We start from the raw sequence: 25,519 nt of genomic DNA, 5'->3' as shown, positions 1-25,519 counted from the left end.
ACCGGCTGACGAACCCCGGCAAGATCCCGCTCGAACTGATCGAGGTGCAGGTCGGCTCCTACACGGGCGAGGACGACATCATCCGCGTCGAGGACGTCTACGGACGCTGAGACCGGGCACGGTCCGCCACGTAGCGTCCGAGCCGCGCCACGGCTTCCCGGCCCGTTCGCAGCCCCAGCTTCGAGCGGCGCCAGAGGATGTCGTCGGGGCTGCGCGCCCATTCGTGACCCACGAGGTAATCCACCTCGCGGGCGCTGAGATCGCCGTCGAAGGTCTCGCCGAGATCGGCGACCGTGCGTGCGTCGCCGAGCAGGCGATCGGCCCGCGTGCCGTAGGCCCGGGCCAGCCGCCGGACGGTCGCCTCGGGCAGGAAGGGCCGCTCGCCCGCGAACTGGCGGCAGAAGGCGTCGAAATCCCCGTCCCCGATATCGCCGCCGGGCAGGGGGATCGTCCCCGTCCAGGCGGGTTGCAGGCCCGGCAGGCTCGGGCGGAGCTTTTCGAGAGCGTGCTCGGCCAGCCGCCGATAGGTCGTGATCTTGCCGCCGAAGACCGAGAGCAGGGGCGGGCCGTCGAGATCGCGTTCGAGCACGTAGTCGCGGGTAACGGCCGAGGCGTTCTCGGCCGCGTCGTCGTAGAGCGGGCGCAGGCCGGAAAAGCTCCAGACCACGTCGTCGGGGCCGACCTGCCGGACGAAGGAGCGGTTGATGCAGCCGCAGAGGTAGCGGGTCTCTTCGGCCGAGATCGCGACCGGGCCGGGGCCCCCCTCATGCACCACATCGGTGGTGCCGATCAGGGTGAAGTCGCGCTCGTAGGGAATGGCGAAGACGATGCGCTTGTCCGGCTGCTGCAGGATATAGGCCTGGGCGCCCTCGTAGAGCCGCCGGACCACGATGTGGCTGCCCTTCACGAGGCGCACCTTGGGCCGGGCCTCGACCGAGAGCGTGCGCAGCAGCGTCTCGGCCACCCAGGGCCCGGCGGCGTTGACGACGATCCGCGCCCGCACGCTCTCGCGGCGCCGCGCCTCGGCGTCGTAGAGCGTGGCGGTCCAGGCGCCGGCCTCGCGCCGGGCGGATTCGACCGTGGTGCGGGTGCGGATCTGCGCCCCGCGCTCGGCGGCATCGACCGCGTTGAGCACGACGAGGCGGCTGTCCTCCACCCAGCAATCGGAATAGGCGAAGCCGCGGGTCAGCCGGGGCTGGAGCGGCGCCCCGAGGCCGTCGCAGGTCAGGCGCAGGGCCTGCGAGCCCGGCAGCGCCTTCAGGCGCGAGAGGTGATCGTAGAGGAACAGGCCGAACCGCAGCATCCAGGCCGGCCGCAGGCCCGCATCGTGGGGCAGAACGAAGCGCAGCGGCCAGATGATGTGGGGCGCGAGCCGCATCAGACGCTCGCGCTCGGCCAGGGCCTCCCGCACCAGCCTGAACTCGTAGTGTTCGAGGTAGCGCAGACCGCCATGGATCAGCTTGGTCGAGGCGGAGGAGGTGTGCTCGGCCAGATCCCCCCGCTCGCAGAGCAGCACGCGCAGGCCCCGCCCGGCGGCGTCGCGGGCGATGCCTGTGCCATTGATGCCGCCGCCGATGACGAGGAGATCGTAGGGCTCGCTCGCTGTCACAGGCGGCCCGCAAGGCTGAGCACCAGCCCAACTAGTACGGCCGCGCCGAGGCAGCGCCGCCAGGGATTCACGCCCCGAAAAATCTCATCCGCCGCCCAGACCGCAAGGCTCACGAGGGCGACGATCCGCAGGATCAGGAAGACCAGCACCGGCAAGCCGGGCATCGCCATCTCCAGCAGCCAGCTCGCGCCCGCCGCCACGGCGAAGATCCAGAGCGGCAGGTTCGGCCACTGTCCGATCACGATGGCGCCGCTGCGCCGATCGCGGAAGAACCAGTCGAGCGCGCGACGCAAGCGTTGCCTCAGATGCGATCGCCGCCCCGGGCGGCACGGATGGGCGCGCAGATCTGCGGGCTGATCCGGTCGAGATGCGGGCAGGCGTTGGTCTCGTACCAGCCGCGCAGCTCGGGCTGGCCCGGTGCGATGTACATCGCGGTCAGCACGAAGCCGGCGCCGACCAGGATCAGAAGGAGGATCAGATTGCGCACCGGTGAGCTCCACTCGGACGGGCTTCGGCCTACGGGCCGGTGTCACCGCAACAGACGCGCGAGGGTCGGAAGAGTTCCGTCCCGCCAGGGCTGCGCTCAGCGGCGCACATCCTCGACCGTGGTCGGCCGCTTGTGGCTCAGCGGCCCCTGCGAGCCCGGCAGCAGCCCGAGATCCTGAAGCCAGATCAGGCCGAGTATCGCGCCGATCAGGCTGGCGAGACTCATCAGAATGGTCAGATGGCGCCGCCGCACCACCATCAGGACTAGCACGACGAGGAGCGCCAGGGAGAGCAGGGCCGTCAGCATGGCTGCGCCCCGCCGCCGCAGGAGCGGCCGGCCGTAGGCCGCGGCCTCCCTGACCTCGCCTCGACCAGCACTCTCTCAGTCACAGGCACGATACCTCAAGATTCCCGCTCGGCGCCCACACGCGTTATCGAATGTTCACGGAACTTCGGCCCGGCCATTCCCTTGTTAGGCCGATCCGGCGTCGGCAGCTCCCGCCACCGAAAGTCCGGTCGCGCCTCGTTCCGGCCCGGCCGTCCGGACCTGAACGGGGCGATTGTGGTGGGCGGACCGCCTCCTGTCCACCGCCCGCGGCGGCTCGGGGAGAGGTCCGGCAGACGTGCCTCACGTTGCCGATCCACCGTGCACCTGAGGTTCGAATGTCCGACGCCGTCAGCTTGGAGGGGCAAGGCTCGGCTGCCTCCGCTCCCACATCGCGCGGCCCCGACCTCGACGGCCGGATGCATCCGGCCGGCCCGGCGCTCTTCGCCCTCGTGCTCGTCGGCGGTCTCGGCTACGCGCTCTACAATCTCATCGCGGACATGCAGGCCGCCGGCCAGCCGCCGCTCGCCATCGGCGCCTTCGTGCTCCTGGGCCTCGCGCTCCTCATCGCGCTGGGCTTCGAGTTCGTGAACGGCTTCCACTGCTCTACGCCGCCCTGCGTCAGCTGTTCTGACGCGCGACCTGCTCAGACGCCCGCATACATCCGGCCGGGGTTGAAGATCCCGGCGGGGTCGTGCGCGGCCTTGATTCCGGCGGTGATCCGCATCAGCGGCTCGGGCAGCGGCTCGAAGACGGGGATCGCGGCGCGCAGGGCGTCGGAGGCGCGCACCAGGGTAGCGTGGCCGCTTCCCGCCGCCTTCACCGCGGCCCGGATCGTGGCGGCGCCGGCATCGTCGGACGCCTCGGTGGCGAGCCAGATCAGGCCGCCGCCCCAATCGTAGAACCAGCGCGCCGGCCGTCCCGCCGCGATCGCGGCCGTCACCGCCGGACCGCGGGTCGGCGCGGTCGAGATGCGCCAGATCGCGGCCTCGCGGGGTTCGGCGAGCGGGGTGGCGTCGCGCACGGCGCGCCAGAGCGCGGCGCCCTCCTCGCCCTCGACGATCCGCGGTTCGCCGTAGCGGCGCAGCAGGCGGCGCAGCTCGCCGAGCCGGTAGGCGACCGACTTGGCGAAGCCCTCGACGCGCATCAGCGTGCGCGCCTCCGGCGCACCGATCCCCGCCGGGAGATGGGCCGCGCCGGTCAGCTCGAAGGGCGAGCCGAGGGCGGCGCAGAGCGCCTCGACCGCTGCCGTGTCGTCGAGCCCCGGCAGCACGAGGGTGGACGTCTGCTCCTGCTTCGGCAGGACCTTGAAGGTGACCTCCGTCAGCAGCCCCAGCGTGCCCCAGGAGCCGGCCATCAGCTTCACGAGGTCGAGGCCGGTGACGTTCTTCATCACCCGCCCGCCCGACTTGATCGGCTGGCCGCGGCCGTTGACGAAGCGCACGCCGATCAGGCTGTCGCGGGCCGCGCCGGCGTTGATCCGGCGCGGTCCCGAATTGTTGGCTGCCGCCACCGCACCGAAGGTGGGCTCGCCCGTCGAGGCCAGGAGCGGGCGATGATCCATCGGCTCGAAGGGCAGCATCTGGCCGCGCTCGGCCAGCAGCGCCTCGACCTCGGCGAGCGGCGTGCCGGCGCGGGCCGCGACCACCATCTCGGCCGGCTCGTAGAGGGTGATGCCGGTCAGCCTCGCAGCGGAGAGTGTCGCCTCGTCCTGCGGCGGGCGGCCGAGCGCCGCCTTGGTGCCACCGCCGACGAGCCGCAGCGGTTCCGACCGGCCGGCGGCCTGCGCCACGATGGCGGCCGCCTCCTGCTCGTTGGCCGGCGCGTATGAGGTCATCGTTTTCCGTCCCGTGGGCTTCTTTTCGGCGTCTTATGCAGCCGCCGGACTCAAACCCCGATTGGAGCGCTCTGGCAAGCCGGCCCTGGAGCCGCATCAGACCCGATCGCCGCAGCTCGGCGTCTCTAGCTCCCTGGTTTCCCGCGCATCTTTCAGCGAGCCGGTGTCCGCTCCGTCGGACAGCGCTCTAGCGGGCCGCCGCCGAGAGCCTCTTTGGGAAACGCTCGCGCAGGGCGCTGCGCAGGCCGGCGATGTCGAGGAGCCAGACCAGCGCGCCGTAGACGGCGACGCCGGCCGCGATGCAGGCCGGCAGGGCCAGGATCGGCTCCAATCCGCGCAGGGGCAGCACGGCCAGGAGCATGGCGAGACAGGCGCCGGCCGTGAGCGAGAGGTCGCGCAGGGGCAGGCGCAAGCGCTGCGATCCCGTCAGCGCCCGAACGGCGAGCAGGGCGACCGCCGCGAGAAGACCGAGGGTCTGCGCGACGGCGACACCCTCGGGACCCATCAGCCGGGGCAGCAGCGCGAGGCCGAGGCCGTTGACCGCGAGACCCAGCAGGGCGGCGGCCACGACCGGGCTCGTGCGGCGGCGGATCTGGAAGATCGGGTTGAGGGCGAAGTTCATGATCGACAGGAAGAACAGCCCCGGGATCAGGAGGTTGGTGTAGCCCGCGAACGGTCCCCGGAACGCCTCGGGCACGATCAGCGCCTGGAGTGCCGGCGTGACCGCCCAGTAGCCGGCGGCGCAGGGCAGGAGCAGGGCCACCACCACGGCGATGTTGCGCGAGACCTGTGCCTCCGCCGCCTCGCGGCCATGGTGCTCCTCCGCCTGAACGGCGATCTGGAACAGCAGCAGGTCGAGCGCGGCGCCCAGCGTCGAGAAGGCCCGCGAGCCGAGATCGGCGGCGAGCGCGAAGTAGCCGGCCTCGGCGAAGCCCGCCGTGCCGGCGATGGCGGCACGGTTGAGGAAGGGCATGATCTGATAGACGGCGTTGGCCGCGATCAGGGGCAGGCCGTAGGCCGCGAACAGGCGCAGCGTCTCGCGGCCTCTCCCGTGGGGACGGGCAGGCGCGTCCCCGAGCACCTTCCGCAGGGGGAGCACCGCCAGGAACTGACTCACGCCGGCCGCGATCAGCACCCAGACCGGTTGGGGAAAGAGATACGCCGTGCCGGCCATCAGCACGAAGGCCAGCGCGTTCTTCCACACCACGAGCCGCAGATAGGCGCCGCCGATGAAGCGGGCGCGGGCGAGCGCGGCGTGATAGTCGAAAAGGCCGATGCCGATGGCCGCGACCATGGTGCCGGCGGTCATGACGAGGTGGCCCTGCGGGGTCGGATCGACGGCGATCCCGAGCCCGGCGCAGAGCGCGGCGGCGGCGAACAGGGAGAGGGCGAGAACGGCGTAGGCCCGGTCGAGCCCCTGGCGGATCCAGGGCTCGGCCTCACGCACGCGGGCGGAGTAGAACCGCGTCGCCGAGAGGCGCAGCCACTCGAACAGAATGGTGTTGAGCACCACCGCCCCAGCCGTGGCCAGCGCGAAGCGGCCGAAATCGGCCGGCCCCAGCATCCGGGCGATGGCGATGCCGAGGACGAAGTTCAGCCCGGCATTCAGGACGAAGGCGGCGATGACGGCCATGGCTCAGGAATTCGCGCGCCCACGGGTCGAGCCCGGGGCTCCTTTTCGTGCCCCCTCATCAGGTTCGAGGGGCTTTCTCAAGGCGCGAGCCTCGCAGCCGGCGGCAAAGGAAGCCTGAAGCGACAGGCTAAACGGATTGCGGCACTCGGATTCGTGATCCGGTGCTCAGAGCCAGCCCTTCACCCGGAAATAGATCAGCGGCATGACGGCCGAGATCGCGACGAGCGCGAGGCCGTAGGGGTAGCCGTAAACCCAGTCCAGTTCGGGCATGTGCTTGAAGTTCATGCCGTAGATCGACGCCACCAGGGTTGGGGGCACGCCGACCACCGAGACGACGGTGAGAACCCGGAAGGCGTTGTTCTGCTCGATGTTGATGAGCCCGAGGGTGGCGTCGAGCAGGAACTGAACGGTTTCGGACATCCGCGTCTCGAACTCGTCCAGCGAGGCGATGTCCTGCGCCAGGGTGTCGAAGCGGGGCAGGTCGTCCTCCGCGAGGATCTGGCCGCACTCGCCCTTGGCGAAGGCCACGACCCGCCCGAGCCCGAGCAGGCTCGCGCGGACCTTCGCCAGCGACTTGCCGTGGCGCCCGACCGCGCGGAGCAGGCGGCGCAGGGCGAGGTCGCGGCGCTTCGGGGCGGTCGCGTCCCCTTTGCGCGCGCCGGGCCGGGCGCCGGCGTCGAAGTCGAAGATGCGCGTGGACAGGGCATCGAGGTCGGCCGACATCTCCTCAAGGAGGTCGGCGAGGTTGTCGACCAGTTCCTCGACCACGAGCAGGAACATGCGCGTGCTCGTGCTGCCGTCACCGTCCCGCTCGTTCACGCGCTTGCGCACGGCGTCGATGGCGCGCAGGTCGTGGAAGCGCACGGTGACGAGGTGGTCGGGCGTGAGCAGGAAGCCGAGAGGCTTCAGGCTGAAATCGGCCCGATCGAAGGTCACCATCGGCGTCGAGAGGGAGAGGCCGTCGCGGTTGCGCCGCAGGCGGCTCGACGTTTCAACCTCGCTGAGCGCCGAGCGCGAGGGCACGCGGATACCCGTCGTCCGCTCGACCTGGGCCGCCTCTTCGGCGGTCGGATCGTTCAGGTCGATCCAGACGGCGTGACCCGGCGAGCCGGCACCGCCGGCCTCGACCGCGCCGTCGGGCCCGTGAAGGCTGATCATCGCGTGCGTCTTCCCCGATCCGGCGCCGGCCGGAACATTCCTGCGACCGCGCAGCCGCCTGGGAGAAGCGGCGCCTTGACTCGCTTCCGGCGCGGGCCTATCTCGCGACCGTCGTTAGCACTCACTCGTTAGGAGTGCTAACAAACTGGGTGGAGCGCGGTCGCCTCCGGCCGCATGAAGACCAACCGCAATTTCGAAGCAAGAGGGCAGCTCATGAAGTTCCGTCCGCTGCACGACCGCGTCGTCGTCCGTCGCATCGAGAGCGAAGAGAAGACGAAGGGCGGCATCATCATTCCGGACACCGCCAAGGAGAAGCCGCAGGAGGGCGAGATCATCGCCGTCGGCCCGGGTGCCCGTGACGAGCAGGGCCGCGTCAACGCCCTCGACGTGAAGGTCGGTGACCGCGTGCTGTTCGGCAAGTGGTCCGGCACCGAGGTCAAGATCGACGGCCAGGATCTCCTCATCATGAAGGAATCCGACATCATGGGCGTCGTCGCCGCCTAAGGCCGACACCCGCTTCACCGCCCTTCGAGGCCGCTCCCGCGGGCTTCAGGGCATCCGACACTCTCATCTGAGGCAGGTACTCACATGGCAGCGAAAGACGTTCGTTTCTCCGCCGACGCTCGCGACAAGATGCTGCGCGGCGTCGACATCCTCGCGGATGCCGTCAAGGTCACCCTCGGCCCCAAGGGCCGCAACGTCGTGATCGAGAAGAGCTTCGGCGCTCCCCGCATCACCAAGGACGGCGTCACCGTCGCCAAGGAGATCGAGCTCGCCGACCGCTTCGAGAACATGGGCGCCCAGATGGTGCGCGAAGTGGCCTCGAAGACCAACGACATCGCCGGTGACGGCACCACCACCGCGACCGTGCTGGCCCAGGCCATCGTCCGCGAGGGCGCCAAGTACGTCGCCGCCGGCATTAACCCGATGGACCTGAAGCGCGGCATCGACCTCGCCACGGCCGCCGCTGTGAAGGACATCACCGCTCGCGCCAAGAAGGTCGCCTCCTCCGAGGAAGTCGCCCAGGTCGGCACGATCTCCGCCAACGGCGACAAGGAGATCGGCGAGATGATCGCCCACGCCATGCAGAAGGTGGGCAACGAGGGCGTCATCACCGTCGAGGAGGCCAAGACGGCCGAGACCGAACTCGACGTCGTCGAGGGCATGCAGTTCGACCGCGGCTACCTCTCGCCGTACTTCGTGACCAACGCCGAGAAGATGGTCGCCGAGCTCGAGGATCCCTACATCCTCATCCACGAGAAGAAGCTCTCCTCTCTGCAGCCGATGCTGCCGGTGCTCGAGGCCGTGGTGCAGACCGGCAAGCCGCTCGTCATCATCGCCGAGGACATCGAGGGCGAGGCGCTCGCCACGCTCGTGGTGAACAAGCTGCGCGGCGGCCTCAAGGTCGCGGCCGTGAAGGCGCCCGGCTTCGGCGATCGCCGCAAGGCGATGCTCGAGGACATCGCGATCCTCACCAAGGGCCAGACCATCTCCGAGGATCTCGGCATCAAGCTCGAGAACGTCGCCCTGCCGATGCTCGGCCGCGCCAAGCGCGTCCGCATCGAGAAGGAGACCACCACGATCATCGACGGTCTCGGCGAGAAGGCCGACATCGAGGCCCGCGTCGGCCAGATCAAGGCGCAGATCGAGGAGACCACCTCGGACTACGATCGTGAGAAGCTCCAGGAGCGTCTGGCCAAGCTCGCGGGCGGCGTCGCGGTGATCCGCGTCGGCGGCGCGACCGAGGTCGAGGTCAAGGAGAAGAAGGACCGCGTGGACGACGCGCTCAACGCCACCCGCGCTGCGGTGGAAGAGGGCATCGTTCCGGGCGGCGGCACGGCCCTCCTGCGCGCCAAGAAGGCGGTCGCCGAGCTGAAGTCCGACATCCCGGACGTCCAGGCCGGCATCAAGATCGTCCTCAAGGCTCTTGAGGCCCCGCTGCGCCAGATCGCCCAGAACGCGGGCGTCGAAGGCTCGATCGTGGTCGGCAAGATCACCGACAACACCGGCTCCGAGACCTACGGCTTCAACGCCCAGACCGAAGAGTACGTCGACATGATCCAGGCCGGCATCGTCGATCCGGCCAAGGTCGTGCGCACCGCCCTTCAGGACGCGGCCTCCGTCGCCGGCCTGCTGGTGACCACGGAAGCCATGGTCGCCGACGCGCCGAAGAAGGACAGCGGCGCCCCGGCGATGCCGGGCGGCGGCGGCATGGGCGGCATGGACTTCTAAGTCCACGCCACCGAGCGCGAAACGAGAAGGGGGGTCGCCGAGAGGCGGCCCCTCTTTCGTTGCGACGGACGGGCCCGGGCGGCCATGCCGGGCACGCCGGACGGTGCCCTGGAAAAAGGTGGGCTCGACCTATCCTATGCAATAGCCGCAGGCCCGGCGGGCAGGGAAGCTGGAACGCTTCTCAGGCCTGATCCCCAGTCAATCCCGTGCCCGACCGAACACCCGTCCCATCCCCTCACGCCTCCTCGTCTCGCCACGAGATGCAGAGCCTGATGCGAACCCTTGCCGACGGGATCCGGATCGACGGCCTGATGGCCGATCAGCTCGCCCTGATCTCGGAGCGGGCATTCCTGACCGGCGAGGCGGAGATGGCCGACGGGCTCCTCGCCGTCGTGCGCGACCACCGGGTGGCGGTGCTGCAGGGCCAAGGCCGGCTCGCGGCCCTCCAGGCGCGCTACGCGATCCTGTTCCCGGACGAACGCTAGAGCGCTTTCCGACGAAGTGGATGCCGGTTCGTCGGGAAATGCGCGGCACAACAATGACTTAGAGCGGCGCCCGCCGACGAAGCGGCCACCGCTTCTTCAAAAGGCGCGTCGAAAACAGGACCTGGGTCGCGCCGGCACGGGCCGGCAGCTTTCAGCCCTTCTTCTTCTTGGACTTCTTGTCCTTCTTGTCGCGCTCCGGCTTTCGCGCGGGCGCGTCGTGGTCCTTGCCGTCCCAGGTTGCCGCGAAGGGACGGCTGGCGAGGGCGCGCTCGGGCTGGGGCTCCCGGGCCGCGGCCGGCTTGGCGGCGGCGGCCGATTCCCCCTTGCGCAGCGGCGCTTCCCCGGCAGCCAGGGCCGTGAGGCGATGCCGATGCCAGCCCGGCGTCGCGGTCTTGAGCGAGGGATGGTGCGGGTCGAGGCGCGTGACGACGCCCTTCACCTCCGCCTCGCTCATGCCGTCGGCGATCAGGGCGAAGGTCTCGCCACCCAGCACCTCGCGGATCAGGCGCAGGGAGGCCGGGCGCAGGGCCCGCGCCTTCAGCTGGCGCACGACGAGGCCGCGGGCGGCCCTTGGGATCTCGGTGCGGATGTCGGGGAACGCCTCGGGGGCGGCGGCGATCGCCTGCAGCACCGCGAAACCGTCGACATCAAGGGCCATGGAGGATTTCCTTCACTTCCGCGACGAGCGGAATCAGCACGTTCGGGACATGGGCGCCATACTTGGCCGAGAAGGTCGGGGGCGCCCCATTCGTCGGCACCAGCGCATCGGCGAGCGCGGCCGCCTGCGGGATGCGGGTTTCGAGGAGCCGGAAGCCCGCATCAGCGGCATCGGCCTCCGCCTGGAGCCGGGCCAGGGTCTGCTGATGCTGGCGCACCTGGGCCTGGAATCGGGTCACGAGGACGTAGGGCGCGCTCTTGGGCGCAATATGGCTCGCCTGCCGCGTCGTGCGCCGCCAGATCGTCTCGACGAAGGCGTTGAGGCCGTAGGTCGAGAGAAAGTCCGGGATCGAGGTCACGAGCACGAGGTCGGCGGCCCGCACCGCCACCTCGGTCATGGGAGAGATGCCCGGGGCACAATCGAAGAACACGTAATCGTAGGATTCGGCCAACGGGACGAAATCCTCGTGGAAGATCTTCCAGAGCTTGTCCTCGATCGCGTGCATCGAGAATTTGCGCTCGGTCAGTTCGTAGATGATCTCACGCTCGATGAGACGCAGATGCGGGCCGGAGGGCAGAAGCGATAGGGTGAGGGGAGCGTTCTTGTGCATCGTCAGGCTGACGCCCGGCTGGATGCGGGCAGCCAGATCCGGCTTGTGCCGAGTGATGAGCTTGAGGGCGAGATAGGCTTCGAGCGTGCGCCCGCGGGTGATCATCTGGCCCAGCATCGCATCGCCCGCGAGGCAGACGGACACGCTGGATTGCGGGTCGAGATCGATCACCAGTACCCGCGACCCGCCCGCGGCCAGAGCCTCGGCGAGCATCACGACGGTCGTGGTCTTGCCGACCCCGCCCTTCATGTTCGCCACCGCAATCAGCTTGCCGCCCACCGCTCGCCCCTTCCGCGCCGCCGCCCCGCCGGATCGGATCGGCCCCGCATGCCTCATCCGATAAGCTCGGGGCAACATAGGTCAGCCGGTATCCAGGCGCCGATAACGGACTTTGCACCGGAGGATGACCGGGTTTCGACGCCTGCGCGACCGGTCGCGGCGAAAGGGCCGTTCGCGATCGCGTGTGGTGCGGAACAAGGCTGGGATGACCGTCTTTTGCGAAACGCCGACGACATCCGCCATTCCGGGGATGCGCCCGCCAGGACGATCCGCCTCATGACGTTTCCGACGATCACCGCCTTCTACGCCGCGATCCTGGGCCTGATCTACGCCGGCCTGTCCGGATGGGTGATCGGCGGCCGGCTCGGCGGCAACGTGCTGTTCGGCGACGGTGGGCAGGACGGGCTGCAGCGGCGCATCCGCTCGCACGCGAATTTCCAGGAATACGTTCCGTTCACCCTGATCCTGATCGGGCTCTACGAGGCGGCCGGCGGCGCGCCCGGCTGGGTCCGCGGCCTGCTGATCGTGCTGGTGATCGCCCGCATCCTGCACCCGATCGGCATGTTCGCCCCGGTCAACTCGCCGCGCCAGTTCGCCTGCCGCGGCGGCGGCATCATCGCGACGCTGGCCGTGATGGCGGTCGCGGCGATCCTGCTGCTGTTCCGGAGCGCCTGACGGTCTTCGAGATCGGGCCGGCCTTCGGCCACCGGGTCAGCGCACGGCGATGGCCGATGCCGCCGGACTTTGCGGCGCGGCCTCGATCGCCCTGTTCCGCTCGAGCGTCGCGACCGAGAGCGGCTGGCCGCGCCCGCGCAGCACCTGGGTGCCCATCGGGCGGACGGTGACGCCCTCGGGCAGACGCGGCAGGCGGGCGAGCAGATCCTCCGAGATCAGGGTGTCGACGCCGAGCGGCCGGCACAGGGCCTCGACCCGGGCGACCACGTTCACGGCATCTCCGAAATAGGCGATCTTGTGCCGGTCGACCCCGACTTCCGCCGTCACCACCGGTCCGCCGTGCAGGCCGGCCCGCAGGCGCGGCACGCTGCCGAACCGCTCTTCCCAGGCCGCGGCCTCGGCCTCGATCCGGTCGCGCACGGCGAACAGGCAGGCGACGCAGCGCGCGTCCTTGAGGCCGCGCTCCATCGGCCAGGTGATCATGGCGAGGTCGCCGATGTAATCGTCCGTCGAGCCGTGGAAGCGGCGCACGGGCTCGGCCAGGGTGGCGAAGACGGCGCTCAGGAATTCCTGCGCCCGAAGGTCGCCGTGCGTCTCGGCGAAGGCGGTGGAGCCCACCACGTCGAGGAACAGGAAGATGCGCTCCTCCTCGACCGGGCGGTGGTAGCGGCCGATGAGGAAGTTGATGAAGACCTCGCCGCCGATTAGGTCGCGCATGCGGATCACGAAGACGAGCAGGGCCGAGACGGCGAGCGCGTAGGCCAGCACCCGCGGCGTCGTCCGCACCGCCTCCTCCAGGCTGTCGCCGGTCAGGCCGAGCAGCCAGACGACGAAGCCGCCGAGCGCGTTCCCGACCACGATCATCGCCACGTAGGAGAGTTCCGCGGCAACGACGTAGAGTCCGGCGGGCAGGCGCCGGATGCGCGACTGGACGCCCGAGAGCAGCACGCCGCGATCGAAGGCGAGCGCCGAGATGCCGACGCAGAGCCCGTAGGTGAAGCCGGCCGCCGGCGTCGCCCCACCCGCGAAGATGACGTTGTAGAGCAGGCCCGCCCCGCCGGCCGCGAGCAGGATCAGCAGCCAGAACCAGCGATGGTGCGGCAGCATCAGCCTCGGCTCCGATGGCGGGCGAACGTCGTGACGAACGGTTCGAGCAGCGTCTCGGCGCCCGGCGCGCGCGCCGGGCCCGGAAAGCCCTGCGAACGGTGTCGGGGCAGGCGGGTCGGCACGGAAGTCCCTCTCTCGGTCGCCCGGCGGCGCGAACGAAACATCCGCGCCGAGCCTCGGGCCGCGCAGGCTCATTCCCGCATCGTGGCGCGAATGTGGCGTGAGCGCCGATGCAGGGTTCGGACCACGCGCCGGCCCCGCCCGAGACCGAAACGGAGCGGGTGGTTTCAGACGCCCGTTCCGGGATGTTCAGGCAACCCTAGTCGCCGATTCCGAACAGCTTCTCCAAGAAGTTGCGGTCGTCCTGGCTCGGGCCGCGCGGCCGGGCGCCGGGGACCGGACGCGGGGGGAGGGCGGAGGCGGTGTGCTCCGGTTCTCCCAAAAGCGCGCCGATTAGGCCGCCGGGGCCGCTCTCGCGCTCGGGCTGCGCCTCGGGGCGCGGGGCGCGCCAGCGGTTCATGCCCGGCAGGCCGACGGGCTTCTCACCCTTGAGCGCGGCGGTCATGTAGGTCTTCCAGATGTCCACCGGCAGGTTGCCGCCCGAGGCCTTCTTGGTGGGCTCGCCGTCGTCGTTGCCGAGCCAGACGCCGGTCACGAGGGTGGCCGAGTAGCCCACGAACCACGCATCGCGGAAATCCTGGCTCGTGCCGGTCTTGCCCGCGAGTTCCCAGCCCGGGATGTCGCCCTTGCGGGCCGTGCCCGCGGTGAAGACCTCGTGCATCATCGCGTTCATCATGCCGACCGCGTTCGGGTCGATGACGCGGCCGAGCCCGCCCTCGCCGCGCTTGTAGAGCACCTTGCCGTTGGCGCTCTTGATGGTCGCGATGACGTAGGGGATCACGCCCGTGCCGCCATTGGCGAAGGCGCAATAGGCGCCGACCAGCTCCAGCGGCGTGACCTCCGAGGTGCCCAGCGCGATCGAGCCGTTGGCCTGGAGCGGGGAAGCGATGCCGAGCCTTTGAGCCGTCTGCGCCACCGCCTTCGGACCGACCTCCTGGCCGAGCTTCACCGCGACCGTGTTGAGCGAGAGCGCCAGCGCCTCGCGCAGGGAGACCGCGCCGCGGTAATTGTGGGAGTAGTTCTCGGGCGCCCAGTTGCCGATCCGCACGGGCGCGTCCTCGCGCATCGTGTCGGGGGTCAGTCCCTTCTCGACGGCGGCGAGGTAGACGAAGGGCTTGAAGGCCGAGCCCGGCTGGCGCTTGGCGGTGGTGGCGCGGTTGAACTGGCTCTGCGCGTAGTCGCGCCCGCCCACCAGCGCCCGGATCGCGCCGTCGGGCCGCATCGAGACGAGGGCGCCCTGGCCGACATTGTAGCGGGCGCCCTTGGCGTTCAGCTCGTCGGTGAGCGCCTTCTCGCCGGTCGATTGCAGGCCCGCATCCACGGTGGTGGCGACGACGATGTCCTCGTCGAACTTCGGCAGGAAATCGTCGAGCACGTCCATGACGAGGTCGGCGACGTAGTTCGGCGAGCCGCCGCCGCGGGTCGAGGCGGGCCGGGCCGGCTGGGCCAGGGCGACCTTCGCGTCGGCGCTCTTGGCAAAGCCCAACTCCTCCATGGCCGCGAGCACCTGGGCGGCGCGCGCCTGGGCTGCCTTGAGGTTGCGGTTCGGCGCCAGCCGCGAGGGCGCCTGCACGAGGCCGCCGAGCATGGCGGCCTCGGCCAGCGTCACGTTCTTGGCGGGCTTGCCGAAGTAGCGCTGCGCCGCGGCCTCGACGCCGTAGGCGCCCGCGCCGAAATAGACCCGATTCAGGTAGAGTTCGAGGATCTCGTCCTTGGTGTATTTGTGCTCCAACCACAGGGCCAGGATCGCCTCCTGGATCTTGCGCGAGGCGGAGCGCTCGGGCGTCAGGAACAGGTTCTTGGCGAGCTGCTGCGTCAGGGTCGAGCCGCCCTGGGCCAGCCCGCGCCGGGTCAGGTTCTGCGTCACCGCGCGGGCGACGCCGACGGGATCGATGCCGAAATGGTCGTAGAAGCGCCGATCCTCGATCGCCACGAAAGCGCGGGGCAGGTAGGGCGGCAACTCCTTGATCGAGACGACGCGTCCGCCGGTCTCGCCGCGATTGGCGAGCAGGCTGCCGTCGCTGGCCAGGATCGCGATGTTGGGCGGGCGCTTGGGGACGCTGAGCTGGTCGATCGGGGGAAGCTGCGAGGCGTGGTAGGCGATGAGGCCGGCCAGCCCGATCGCCGCCCAGATGCCGAGCACCACGCCGGCATAGACCAGACGGCCGAGCCAGGAGCGCCGCCGCGGCGGGCGCCGGCCTCCAGCGCCGCCGGACGATTTGCGGCTCTTGGCCTTGGGAGCGGCGCCCGCGCGCCCGCTGCCGCGCGGCGCGGACCCGCCGCCCGAGCGGTCGCTGCGGGACAGGCGTACGTCGAGGCGCCCCGGTTCGCTCCCTTCCGGGATGTCGAAGGTGGGCTCGCTGCGTGGTTTGCGTCCGCGTGCCTGCGCCATGCGTTCCCAGCGTCCGGGGCCGGCGGTCGATCTGTCGACCGTGGGCCTCCCGCGACCGTGCTCCCCTCAGCGATCATCCGGACGGATACGGCCCGCCGGACCTGATCCAAGCGGGCGTCCCGACCGGTCCGCCCCCCTGCCTCTGAGAGAGTAATTGCGGCGGGTTTAAGGGATCTTAAACCAGCGCGGGCACGGCTCCGGGCCGTTTACCGGATCTTCATGCATGATCCATTGGTGCACGATCAAAGCAGTGGCGCGGCGGCGCGGGACACTCTAACGAGTAGTCCCGCTTTCGCGGCGCCCGCAGCCCGAGAGCCCCGAGCCTCGAACGGACCGAAACCGGGTCCGCCCGGACGCGCTCGAGGCGACGACCCGCCGCGCCCCCGGGGCCGGCGTTCCAGGACACCGGACCCGAGGGTTTGATGGCGCGCGCGCTCTTCGTTCTCCTGCACCGCTGGGCCGGCCTGACGATCGCCGCCTTCCTGTTCGTGGCGGGGCTGACCGGCGCCGTGATCTCGTGGGACCACGAACTCGACGATCTCCTCAACCCGCACCTTCACACGGTCGAGAGCCGGGGCGAGGCGCTGCCCGCCCTCGAACTCGCGCGGCGCTTCGAGGCCCGCGATCCCCGCGCGCGGGTGGCTTACGCTCCCCTGGCGGCCGAGCCCGGTGCGTCGCTCGCGCTGTTCGTGATGCCGCGGGTCGATGCTGAGAGCGGCCGCCTGCACAGCCTGGACTACAACCAAGTGTTCCTCGACCCGGTCACGGGGGACGAACTCGGCCGGCGGGAATGGGGTCAGGTCTGGCCGATCACGCGGGAGACGCTGATCTCCTTCCTCTACAAGCTGCACTTCTCCCTGCACCTGCCGGAGATGTGGGGCCAGGACCGCTGGGGCATCTGGCTGCTCGGAATCGTCGCCATCGTCTGGACGCTCGATTCCTTCGTCGGCTTCTACCTCACCCTACCGGTGCGTAAGGCTGCCAACCCTGCGCGCCCCGCCGCGGTCGAGCGGCAGCTCGGGCGGGGCTGGTGGTCGCGCTGGAAGCCGGCCTGGAAGGTGAAGACGGCGGGAAGCCCCTATCGCATCACCTTCGACCTGCACCGGGCGGTCAGCCTCTGGACCTTCGCGCTGCTGTTCCTGCTCGCCTTCACGGCCTTCTCGCTCAACCTCTACCGCGAGGTGTTCCTGCCGCTGATGTCGAGCGTCTCGCAGGTGACGCCCGAGCCCGCGAACACCCGTCCCTTCGCTTCGCCCCTCAAGCCGATCGAGCCGGGCGTCGACTACGCGCGCATCCTCGACGCCGCCCGCGCGGAAGGGGAGCGCCGCGGCTGGAAGGAGCCGGTCGGCGCGCTGGCCTATTCGCCGCTGCAGGGCTTCTACACCGCGCGCTACTTCAAGCCCGGCGACGACCACGGTGCGGCCGGCGTCGGCCCGGCGGCGATCTATTTCGACGGGGCGGATGGCCGCGTGATCGGTGACCGGCAGCCCTGGGTCGGCACCGCCGCCGACATCTTCGTGCAGGCGCAGTTCCCGGTGCATTCGGGCCGCATCCTCGGCCTGCCGGGACGCATCCTGATCTCGCTCATGGGCCTCGTGGTGGCGATGCTGTCGGTCACGGGCGTCGTGATCTGGTGGCGCAAGCGCGCCGCGCGCCTGTCGGTGCGCCGCAAGGCCGCCCTTCTGCCTGCCGGCCGCATCGTGCCGGCGGAGTAGACCGGAGCGCGGCGCTCAGCGCTCGCGCGCCGGGATGCGGCGACGGCCGCCGGTGCGGACGGGCGCGAGGTCGAGCAGATCGTCGTGGTGCAGGAGCAGCACGCCGGTGGTACCGGCAAGCTTGCGGGCGGCCGGGGTGAAACCTGCATTGGAGACGACGGCGGCCATGTCGCCCGACCAGTGCAAGGCCGCCGCGGCCACCTCCTGCACCGCCGCGTTGCCGACGGGGCGCGTGTAGCGTTTGCACTGGACGACGAGGCGCACCCCCGCCCGCTCCGCGATCACGTCGCAACCCTGGTCGCCGCTCGCCCCGGTTGGCCGGGCCTGCCAGCCCGCCTCCTCAAGGAGATCGGCGCAGTAGCGCTCGTAGGCGACGCCGTCCTCCGGCGTCTCGATGCTCTCGGGAAGCTTTTGGCCGCAGGCCACGCGCTCGACGATCTCGACCATCTGCTCGAAGCGCGCCTCGGCCTCCTCGGCGAAGCCCCGCTCCTCGACGAGGGGCAGGATCGTGCGCTCCACGAAATAGTCCCGCTCGCGCAGCCAGCAATCCTCGATCGTGTTGCCGTAGGCGTCGAGGAAGCGCTCCTGGTGGCGGCGCAGGGCCAGGATCGGCGCGTGCCGCCGGGCGATGCGGCGCACGAGCGAGCGGAACCGACGCGGACGGTCGAGGCGGTGCAGGAGGATCGCGAGGCCGGCGAACGCCGTGGCCGCGAAGGCCGGCGGGCCGTACCAGATGCCCGCGCCGGAGCCGATCACGATCGTCCAGAACAGGCGCGTGGCGGTGGGCGACCGGCCGGACATCGTTTCTCCCGCGTAGACGGGCCCCTCGCCCGGTTCGCGGGAACTGTTTCAGGCAGGCGTTGCCCGAACTCTAACGCCACCGGCCGGCGGAACACCGCCCCTCGGGTGGGACGGCGGATCGCGTGTGGATAAGTGGAAGCCGGGCGATGCCGGCCTCAGGCCACGTCCTAGCTGCCGCTGCGCGTGCGCCGACGCGCTGGGGCCGCGCCCTCGGCGGGCGTCTCGACGTCGGGGGCCTCGGGCCCAGGCGCCGTCTTGGCCGGCCATTTCCGGCGCTGCTGGCCGAGGCCCATGGTCCGGGCCAGCTCCGAGCGAGTGGCCGCGTAGTTCGGGGCAACCATGGGATAATCGGCTGGCAGGTTCCAACGCGCCCGATACTCCTCCGGCGAGAGGTTGTAACGCGTGCGCAGATGCCGCTTGAGCGATTTGAAACGCTTGCCGTCCTCCAGGCAGACGAGATAGTCGGGCTGGATCGAGCGGCGGATCGAAACCGCCGGCGTCGGCGGTGTCTCTTCTACCTCGACGGACACTTGGGACAACTCGGTAAGGGCGCCGTGGACCGAGGCGATTAAGTTCGGCAGTTCACCGGCGGCCAGCGAGTTGTTCCCGACGAAGGCCGATACGATGTCGACCGTCAGGGAGACACAGTCACCGGCAACGCCGTCCTCGAGCGACATTCTGATTATCCTTCCAATATGCGCCGTCGTTCGCAGGCAATACGCTTCATTAGGTCGGCACTGACCCTGCCGAACCCGAACTCGCTGCGCTGAATGAGGTCGGACTTAACCTTTGATTGAATGAACCGCAAGGTGGATTTATGGACTTCCCAGAAATCAATTAGACTTTTGGACGCGTAACGGCTTAATCCGCTCTATGCGGCCCCTGCGGCGCGGTGAAACAAGTCTGACCACTTTGTAATTTTTGGCGACCCGCCGCCAAGATTCCGCGAGTTCAAGCAAAGCCGAATGCGGAAAAACGGGACCGGCCCACGGCGAGTGTCGAAGCGACGCTTCGCCTCCGGCGTCACGATCACGACTTCTCGCGCGGACCGTAGGACTTGAAGCGCTCGACGGTCTCGGCCACCTCGGCATCCGACAGCACGACCGGCGCGCCGACCTGCAAGGCGATGGCGTATTGCCGGCACAGGGTTTCCACCTCGACGGCGAGCCAGAGCGCCTTCGCCAGGGTCGGTCCCGTGGCGATCATGCCGTGGTTGGCGAGCAGGCAGGCGCTGCGGCCGTCCAGCGCCGCGAGGGCGAGGTCCGAGAGGCGCTGCGTGCCGTAGGGGGCGTAGGGCGCGCAGCGGATGGTCGGTCCGCCGGCCATGGCGATCATGTAATGCACCGCCGGAATCTCCCGGCCGCAGATCGCGAAGCCGGTGGCGTAGGGCGGATGGGCGTGGACGACCGCGCCGATTTCGGGCCGGGCCGCGAGGATGTCGCGGTGGAAGCGCCATTCCGAGGAGGGCGCCAGCGGATGGTCGTAGCGGCCGTCGAAATCCATCGCCACGAGATCGTCCGGGGCTAGATCCTCGGCCGGAATGCCGGAGGGCGTGACGAGGAAGCCTCCGTCCACGCGTACGGAGATGTTGCCCGAGGTGCCCTGGCTGAGGCCGAGATCGAGCAGGCGGCACATGGCCCCGGCGATCGCCTGGCGGGTCGCGAGTGTGGACACCGGGGGTTCTCCCTTGGACGCCGGTCCGCGATCAGGCGGAGGACCCGCGTCGGAACGGACCCGTCTCGACGCGGTTGGAGCGGTAATCCCGAGCGCATCGTCATTTTCTGAAGAGCGGCAACCGCATTTCGGGACGATGCCGCGGCATCGCGGACGAACTGTATCCGGGGGAGCGCGCCGGTGAAACAGGCATGGATGAGCCGGGCCGACCTCGCCGAGCGGGCGCAGCGGCCGAAGTTGCTCACCCTGTGCGGGGCGCACGTGCTCGCCGCGGGGACGGACCGGTGAGGGGAGGCGGGCTTCCCCGAAAGGCTGCGCCCTCCGCGCATCCGCTCCGGATGGTATAGACCGCTCCCATGAGCACCTATCGCTTCGAGGCTCTGCTCGCCCCGCGCCGGATCGCGGTGGTCGGTGCGGGCGACCGGCCGGGCTCCGTCGGCCGGGCCATCATCGACGGCCTGCGCGCGGGCGGCTTTACCGGCAGCATCGTGCCCGTGCATCCGCGCGAGGCCAGCGTCGACGGCCTGCCCTGCGTCGCGCGCCTCGCCGACCTCACGCAGGCCCCCGACCTCGTGATGATCGCCACGCCGCCCGCAACGGTGCCGGCGATCGTGGAGGAGGCCGGAGCGGTCGGAGCGGCCGCAGCGGTGATCCTGTCCGCCCATCTCGGGAACGGCGAGGCGGCGCCCGTCGGCGCGGCCCAGGCCGTCGCCCGGCGCTACGGCTTGCGGCTGATCGGCCCCGACAGCATCGGCCTCAGCGTTCCGGCCGGCGGCCTCAACGCGAGCCTGCTGGCGCGTCCGCCGAAGGCCGGGGACCTCGCGCTGGTGTCGCAATCGGGCACCGTCGGCTCGGCCATCGCCGAGTGGGCGTGGCGGCGCGGGGTCGGCTTCTCGGCGGTGATGACGCTCGGCCGCTCCGCCGACATCGACGTGGCGGACTGCCTCGATCATTTCGCGGAGGATTACCGCACCCGCGCGATCATCCTGTCGTTGCACCACGTGGCCGATGCGCGCAAATTCCTGACCGCGGCCCGGGCGGCGGCCCGCGCCAAGCCCGTCGTGGTCCTGCGCACCGGCCGCCACGAGGCGCCGGGCCACCGCCCGGAAACCCATACCGGCGCGCTGGCCCGGCCCGGCGCGGTCTACGAGGCCGCCTTCCGCCGCGCCGGGCTGCTCGCCGTGGACGGGCTCGACGCGATGTTCTCGGCGGTGGAGACGCTGGGCCGCCAGCGGCCCTTCCCCGGCAACCGGCTGATGATCGTCTCGAACGGCCGCGGCATCGGCGCCCTTGCCGCCGACCGCCTGGCCGATCGCGGCGGCACCCTGGCGGTGCCCGAGGAGGCGACGCTGGCGCAGTTGGAGACGCTGCGCCACGGCGCGCAGGCCAACCCGCTCGACCTCGGCATCGATGCGCTCGCCGGGGACTTCGCCCGGGCGCTGGAGCCGCTTCTGGCCGGGCGCGACAGCGACGCGCTGGTCTCCGTCCACGTCCCGACGGCCCGGGCCGGCAGCCACGAGGTCGCCGAGGCCGTCGCCGGCACGGTCGCCAACGCCCGCAGGGCCGGGCGCCGCAAGCCGGTCTTCGCGGTGGCGATCGGCGAGGACGAGGCGATCCGCGCGATCTACGCGCGGGCCAAGATCCCCGTCTTCGCCACCGACGACGACGCGGTCGAAGGCTTTCTGCACCTCGTGCGCTACCGCGAGGCCCAGGACGACCTCATGCGCACGCCCGATGCGCTGCCGCGCGACTTCTCGCCGGACATCGCGGTGGCGCGCCGCATCGTGGATCAAGCTGTTCGAGAGGGCCGCAGCTGGCTCGATCCGCACGCGGTGGCCGAACTGCTCGCCGCCTATCGCATCGACTCCGTGCCGGTGACCCTGGCCCCCGATCCGGACGGGGCCGCCGCCGCGGCCTGGCCGTTGATCGCCAGCGGCAATACCATCGCCCTGAAGCTCGTCTCGCCGGACGTCGTCCACAAGTCGGAGGTCGGCGGCGTGCGGCTCGGGCTCACCTCCGAGGCCGACGTGCGCGAGGCCGCGCGCATCATGCTCGCACGGGTGCGCGCGCTGCGCCCGGAGGCGCGGGTGGCGGGCTTCGCGGTCCAGCCCATGGTCCGCCGGCCGGAGGGGCGCGAACTCATCGCCGGCCTCGCCGAGGATCCCGTCTTCGGGCCCGTCGTGGTGTTCGGCCGGGGCGGCACGGCCGTCGAGGTGATCGACGACCGGGCCCTCGCCCTGCCGCCCCTCGATCTCGCCCTGGCGAGCGAGCTGATCGGGCGCACCCGCGTGGCGCGGCGGCTCGCGGCCTATCGCGACGTGCCGGCCGCCGACGTGCCGGCCATCGCCCTCGTGCTCGTGAAGCTGGCGCAACTCGCCGCCGACCTTCCGGCCGTGCGCGAACTCGACATCAACCCGCTCCTGGCCGATGCCGACGGGGTGATCGCCCTCGACGCCCGGGTCCGGGTCGCCGCCGAACCGGCCCCGGAGGGCCACCGCGGCAACTGGCACCCGCGCTTCGCGATCCGGCCCTATCCCTCCGACTGGGAACGGCATCTCGATCTCGGCGAGCGCCGCGTCCAGGTCCGGCCGGTCCGCCCCGATGACGAGGGCATGTTCCGCAGCTTCTTCGCGCAGGTCGATCCCGAGGATGTCCGCCTTCGCTTCTTCGCCCCAGTGCGCGATTTCAGCCACGCCTTCCTGGCCCGGCTGACCCAGCTCGACTACTCGCGGGCCATCGCCTTCGTCGCCATCGCCGAGGAGGCCGACGAGGAGCACCGCATGCTCGGCGCGGTGCGGCTGCACGCCAACGCCAACCATGACACGGGCGAGTTCGCGATCCTCGTGCGCTCGGACAACAAGGGTACCGGTCTCGGCATCGCCCTGATGCGGATGATGATCGATTGGGCGCGGGCCGAGGGCATCGGCTGCGTGGAGGGCAGCGTGCTCGCCGAGAACAGGCCGATGCGGGCCGTCTGCCGCCATCTCGGCTTCGAGGAACGCCCGGTCCCCGACGATCCGAGCCTCGTGACGGCGACGCTGAAGGTCGCGCCCTGACGATCCGAGGCCGCTTCGTCTCTCACGGTATCCGCCGGATGACTGTGCCGTCGCTGCAAGGCGAAGCGGCGGCAATCCAGGGTTCCGCACGATCCGGAGACGCCGCGACCCCGATCGCCCGCGCCGAGCCTCGCGACGGCGCGGAAGACGTCGACTCGAAAAAAAGACCGCCGGTCTCATGACCGGCGGCCTCCTCACCTCGCTATTTCGGACCGTGGAGGACGGTCAGTGGCCGCCTTCGGTCGCCTCACGGGTCGACTCGTAGAGGAACCACGTCCGCTCCTCGGACTGATCGATCCACTCCTCGAGGAGGCTCGTGGTCGACACGTCGTTGGCCTCGTCGGTCACACTGTGCAGCTCGCGCATGTTGGCGGTCAGCGCCTTGTTGTCGTCCCGCAGCTCCTTGAGCATCTCCAGCGGGCTGACATACTCGGCGTTGTTGTCCGGCACGCGCTTGAGCTGCGAGGCCTGGCCGATCGAGCGCAGGGTCGTACCGCCGATCTTGCGGGCGCGCTCGCCCACCGCGTCGATGATCGCGAAGATCTGCTGCGACTGCTCATCCAGCAGCAGGTGGTAGTCGCGGAAGTTCGGCCCGCTGACATGCCAGTGGAAGTTCTTGGTCTTGATGTAGAGCGCGAACAGATCCGACAGCAGGACCGTCAGGCCCTCCGAGATCTTCGCGACATCGTTCGGATCGAGATCGGTCGGCGTGTTCAGCCGGTCGCTGCCGACGCGCAGCTTAGCCTTGGCCATGGGGATCGTCCTTGAAAGTCTGCAAACGCAATCGAGCCGGCGACGCGCGCCGGCACTCGGTCGGCAAAATGAGGGACGAGGGGGCTTTGTTCCGCCCCGCATGGCTGCGCTGCTGTGGATGCGGCGCCGATCTCAGCCGCGACCGCCCACGAGGCCGGGCGGCAGCAGGACCGGTTCGCCCTCGGGGCCGCGAGCGGGCGGAGCGACCTTGCGGGCCTGCGGCTTCGGTGCGGCGCTCGGCGGCTGAGGCGCGGGCGCGTCCGGGGCGGGGGCGGTCCGCACCGCCGGCTTGGGCGCCGGGGCCTGGGCCGCCGCCGGACGGGACGGTGTGGCCGGGCGAGCGGCCGGCGCCGGGCGGGGCGTGATGGCGCCCGTCGTCGTCACGTCGGGGGCGGGCGGCGTCGCGGCCGCCGGGGCGGGGGGCGTGTCGAGACCGTAGATGTCGTCGCGGAAATGCACCCGGCCGTCCGACGTCGCGTAGCCGGTGAGATAGACGAAGGCGACGGGCGTGGGCTTCACGAGCTTCACGTCGCGCCGCTCGCCCGCGGCGATGGCGGTCTCGATCTCGATCGGCCCCCAAGCCGAGCCGGCGCCGTTCGGCCCCTCGGTGCCCTGGAGCAGCCAGGCGGCGAACTCCTTCACTTGCCCGACGCGCACGCAGCCGTGGGAGTGGAAGCGCACCGAGCCCGCGAACAACGACTTCGAGGGCGTGTCGTGCATGTAGATCGCGTGGCGGTTCGGCATGTCGATGCGCACTTGGCCCAACGAGTTGTCGAGACCGGAATCCTGGCGCAGCGTGTAGTTGGCCGCCTTCTGCGTGGTCCAGTCGATGGTGGTCGGATCGACCTCGACGCCGCCCGGACCGAGGATGCGGATGCGGTTCTTGGCGAGATAGCCCGGATTCTTGCGCATCGTCGGGATGATCTCGTTCTTGATCACCGAGATCGGCACGGTCCAGGTCGGGTTGAGGTTCACGTCGGTGATGCGGGTCTCGACCGCCGGGGTCTGCTTGTCGGGCGAGCCGACGACCGCCACGTAGCGCCGGGTCACCGCCCCGCCCTCCACCGCCTCGACGGTGGCCGAGGGAATGTTCACGGTCACGTAGCGCTCGCCGAAGCCGAAGCTCGATCCCATCAGGCGCTGCGCCGAGGCGCGCAGCTGGCGCTGGCGCACGTCCGCCGGAACGTTGAGCGCGTTCAGGGTCAGGCGGCCGAAGATGCCCGCATCGGGCAGGCCGTGGCGGGCCTGGAACGACTTGACCGCGGCCACCAGCGGGGGATCGAAGCGGTCGGAGGGAGGCGCGTCGGCGGGAAGGTCGCCGGTCAGGGTCAGGTGGTGGCGCAGCGAGGGAATGGCGGCGTGGCTGTCGCCGGGCTTCGGGGCGAAGTCGGCGGGCAGCGCCTTCCAGCCGCCGGCCTCGGCGTAGATCTGGTAGCGCTCGGCGGCCCGCATCGTCTCGACGAAGGTCTGGGCGGTGTAGGTCGGCAGCGGGTCCTCCGAGACCCGGGCGTAGACGACCGGTGGCAGCTCCCGCGACGTCTTCTTCGGCTGCGGCGCCTCGGTCGGAACGGCCACCGTCCCGGCGGTCGGGCGCTCGACCTTCTGCTCAGGCTTGGCCTCCGGCTTATCGGGATTGGGATCGGCCCGCAGCTCGCGCTTGGGCTCGGGCGCGCCCTCGGCCTTCGGCTCGATCCGCAGGTTGATGCGGGAATCGGCGCCTGCCTCGGGCGCCGGCTCGGCCCGGAGCGGGCCGGCGAGCAGCAGGGCGAGGGCGGCGCCGGTGCCGCCGAGGAGCCGGGTGCGGCGGGACCCGCGCGGGGCGGAGGAAACGTTCGGCATCGCGGTTCTCGTCAGAAGCACGGTCCGATCATCCGCGGCCTTGGTTACCAACTCGCTGAAGGCCCCTCGGGCGGC

At 70.6% G+C, this 25,519-nt stretch carries 23 protein-coding genes and 1 pseudogene; 8 read left to right on the top strand and 16 right to left on the bottom strand.

Going from position 1 to position 25,519, the window contains the following annotated elements; translation table 11 throughout:
* A partial coding sequence (locus BY998_RS25090) for a hypothetical protein (protein ID WP_146221795.1) occupies positions 1 to 110 on the top strand: 110 nt, incomplete at its 5' end.
* Here the strand turns inward: BY998_RS25090 and glpD are convergent.
* The 4 genes from glpD to BY998_RS17770 form a co-directional block, all read right to left on the bottom strand.
* Complete coding sequence (gene glpD / locus BY998_RS17785) at positions 98 to 1,609, bottom strand: glycerol-3-phosphate dehydrogenase (protein WP_110352941.1); 1,512 nt, start codon at positions 1,607 to 1,609, stop codon at positions 98 to 100. The genes BY998_RS25090 and glpD overlap by 13 nt on opposite strands.
* Positions 1,606 to 1,902: a hypothetical protein gene (locus tag BY998_RS17780; protein WP_110352940.1), complete on the bottom strand. Its 297-nt coding sequence runs from the start codon at positions 1,900 to 1,902 to the stop codon at positions 1,606 to 1,608. The genes glpD and BY998_RS17780 overlap by 4 nt, the downstream gene beginning before the upstream one ends.
* An 8-nt stretch (positions 1,903 to 1,910) precedes the next feature.
* Positions 1,911 to 2,096 (bottom strand): hypothetical protein, encoded by a 186-nt coding sequence (locus tag BY998_RS17775; protein ID WP_110352939.1) that lies wholly within the window; start codon positions 2,094 to 2,096, stop codon positions 1,911 to 1,913.
* A 96-nt stretch (positions 2,097 to 2,192) separates the two neighbouring features.
* Positions 2,193 to 2,402, bottom strand: a complete 210-nt coding sequence (locus BY998_RS17770; protein WP_110352938.1) for a hypothetical protein — start codon at positions 2,400 to 2,402, stop codon at positions 2,193 to 2,195.
* A 356-nt stretch (positions 2,403 to 2,758) separates the two neighbouring features.
* Between BY998_RS17770 and BY998_RS24810 the strand changes: the two are divergent.
* A pseudogene (locus tag BY998_RS24810) lies at positions 2,759 to 3,022 on the top strand (inorganic phosphate transporter); the annotation flags it as partial.
* A 44-nt stretch (positions 3,023 to 3,066) separates the two neighbouring features.
* Here BY998_RS24810 and glcE read toward each other — a convergent pair.
* The 3 genes from glcE to BY998_RS17750 all read right to left on the bottom strand — a co-directional run bounded on the left by glcE (position 3,067) and on the right by BY998_RS17750 (position 7,048).
* Complete coding sequence (glcE, locus tag BY998_RS17760; RefSeq protein ID WP_110352937.1) at positions 3,067 to 4,257, bottom strand: glycolate oxidase subunit GlcE; 1,191 nt, start codon at positions 4,255 to 4,257, stop codon at positions 3,067 to 3,069.
* A gap of 187 nt (positions 4,258 to 4,444) precedes the next feature.
* On the bottom strand, positions 4,445 to 5,890 hold the full coding sequence (locus tag BY998_RS17755) for a polysaccharide biosynthesis C-terminal domain-containing protein (protein ID WP_110352936.1): 1,446 nt from the start codon (positions 5,888 to 5,890) through the stop codon (positions 4,445 to 4,447).
* A gap of 165 nt (positions 5,891 to 6,055) precedes the next feature.
* Positions 6,056 to 7,048 (bottom strand): magnesium transporter CorA family protein, encoded by a 993-nt coding sequence (locus BY998_RS17750; protein ID WP_110352935.1) that lies wholly within the window; start codon positions 7,046 to 7,048, stop codon positions 6,056 to 6,058.
* A 213-nt stretch (positions 7,049 to 7,261) separates the two neighbouring features.
* Here BY998_RS17750 and groES point away from each other — a divergent pair, with 213 nt between their 5' ends.
* From groES to BY998_RS17735, 3 genes are all read left to right on the top strand, one after another.
* Positions 7,262 to 7,552: a co-chaperone GroES gene (gene groES / locus BY998_RS17745; protein ID WP_110352948.1), complete on the top strand. Its 291-nt coding sequence runs from the start codon at positions 7,262 to 7,264 to the stop codon at positions 7,550 to 7,552.
* Positions 7,553 to 7,636: 84 nt separating this feature from the next.
* Positions 7,637 to 9,280: a chaperonin GroEL gene (groL, locus tag BY998_RS17740; RefSeq protein ID WP_110352934.1), complete on the top strand. Its 1,644-nt coding sequence runs from the start codon at positions 7,637 to 7,639 to the stop codon at positions 9,278 to 9,280.
* Between the two features lie 272 nt (positions 9,281 to 9,552).
* On the top strand, positions 9,553 to 9,765 hold the full coding sequence (locus BY998_RS17735; RefSeq protein WP_245421633.1) for a hypothetical protein: 213 nt from the start codon (positions 9,553 to 9,555) through the stop codon (positions 9,763 to 9,765).
* Between the two features lie 151 nt (positions 9,766 to 9,916).
* Here BY998_RS17735 and BY998_RS17730 read toward each other — a convergent pair whose 3' ends face one another.
* Positions 9,917 to 10,423, bottom strand: a complete 507-nt coding sequence (locus BY998_RS17730; protein ID WP_110352932.1) for a hypothetical protein — start codon at positions 10,421 to 10,423, stop codon at positions 9,917 to 9,919.
* Positions 10,413 to 11,312, bottom strand: coding sequence for an AAA family ATPase (locus BY998_RS17725; protein ID WP_110352931.1), 900 nt, complete (start codon positions 11,310 to 11,312; stop codon positions 10,413 to 10,415). Before BY998_RS17725 ends, BY998_RS17730 begins: the two co-directional genes overlap by 11 nt.
* 276 nt (positions 11,313 to 11,588) lie before the next feature.
* On the opposite strand from BY998_RS17725, the gene BY998_RS17720 reads away from it, so the two are divergent.
* Entirely contained in the window at positions 11,589 to 11,987 is a 399-nt protein-coding gene (locus BY998_RS17720) for an MAPEG family protein (RefSeq protein WP_110352947.1), read from the top strand.
* Between the two features lie 36 nt (positions 11,988 to 12,023).
* Here BY998_RS17720 and BY998_RS17715 read toward each other — a convergent pair whose 3' ends face one another.
* Together BY998_RS17715 and BY998_RS17710 are read right to left on the bottom strand one after the other, a co-directional pair.
* Positions 12,024 to 13,094: an adenylate/guanylate cyclase domain-containing protein gene (locus tag BY998_RS17715; protein WP_110352930.1), complete on the bottom strand. Its 1,071-nt coding sequence runs from the start codon at positions 13,092 to 13,094 to the stop codon at positions 12,024 to 12,026.
* Positions 13,095 to 13,413: 319 nt separating this feature from the next.
* The gene (locus BY998_RS17710) at positions 13,414 to 15,606 is read right to left on the bottom strand and encodes a PBP1A family penicillin-binding protein (RefSeq protein ID WP_110352929.1); all 2,193 of its coding nucleotides are present in this window, start codon (positions 15,604 to 15,606) and stop codon (positions 13,414 to 13,416) included.
* Positions 15,607 to 16,028: 422 nt separating this feature from the next.
* On the opposite strand from BY998_RS17710, the gene BY998_RS17705 reads away from it, so the two are divergent.
* Positions 16,029 to 17,321 carry a PepSY-associated TM helix domain-containing protein gene (locus BY998_RS17705; protein ID WP_110352928.1) on the top strand — a complete coding sequence of 431 codons (1,293 nt, stop codon included), beginning with the start codon at positions 16,029 to 16,031 and terminating at the stop codon, positions 17,319 to 17,321.
* 15 nt (positions 17,322 to 17,336) lie between these two features.
* Here BY998_RS17705 and BY998_RS17700 read toward each other — a convergent pair whose 3' ends face one another.
* The 3 genes from BY998_RS17700 to BY998_RS17690 all read right to left on the bottom strand — a co-directional run bounded on the left by BY998_RS17700 (position 17,337) and on the right by BY998_RS17690 (position 19,796).
* A complete protein-coding gene (locus BY998_RS17700; protein ID WP_110352927.1) occupies positions 17,337 to 18,122 on the bottom strand; it encodes a restriction endonuclease in 786 nt (261 codons plus the stop codon).
* Positions 18,123 to 18,289: 167 nt separating this feature from the next.
* Positions 18,290 to 18,799, bottom strand: coding sequence for a MucR family transcriptional regulator (locus BY998_RS17695; RefSeq protein WP_110352926.1), 510 nt, complete (start codon positions 18,797 to 18,799; stop codon positions 18,290 to 18,292).
* A gap of 352 nt (positions 18,800 to 19,151) precedes the next feature.
* A complete protein-coding gene (locus BY998_RS17690) occupies positions 19,152 to 19,796 on the bottom strand; it encodes a class II aldolase/adducin family protein (protein WP_110352925.1) in 645 nt (214 codons plus the stop codon).
* A gap of 356 nt (positions 19,797 to 20,152) precedes the next feature.
* Between BY998_RS17690 and BY998_RS17685 the strand changes: the two genes are divergently transcribed.
* On the top strand, positions 20,153 to 22,852 hold the full coding sequence (locus BY998_RS17685) for a GNAT family N-acetyltransferase (protein WP_110352924.1): 2,700 nt from the start codon (positions 20,153 to 20,155) through the stop codon (positions 22,850 to 22,852).
* Between the two features lie 225 nt (positions 22,853 to 23,077).
* On the opposite strand, the gene BY998_RS17680 is transcribed toward BY998_RS17685, so the two are convergent.
* On the bottom strand, positions 23,078 to 23,605 hold the full coding sequence (locus tag BY998_RS17680) for a DNA starvation/stationary phase protection protein (RefSeq protein WP_110352923.1): 528 nt from the start codon (positions 23,603 to 23,605) through the stop codon (positions 23,078 to 23,080).
* Positions 23,606 to 23,737: 132 nt separating this feature from the next.
* Positions 23,738 to 25,444 (bottom strand): L,D-transpeptidase family protein, encoded by a 1,707-nt coding sequence (locus tag BY998_RS17675; RefSeq protein ID WP_110352922.1) that lies wholly within the window; start codon positions 25,442 to 25,444, stop codon positions 23,738 to 23,740.
* Positions 25,445 to 25,519: the final 75 nt, after the last annotated feature.

This window comes from Methylobacterium sp. B4, assembly GCF_003201865.1.
Lineage (GTDB): Bacteria > Pseudomonadota > Alphaproteobacteria > Rhizobiales > Beijerinckiaceae > Methylobacterium.
Note: the sequence above shows the minus strand (reverse complement) of the source record. Positions and strands in the feature narration are given on the sequence as shown.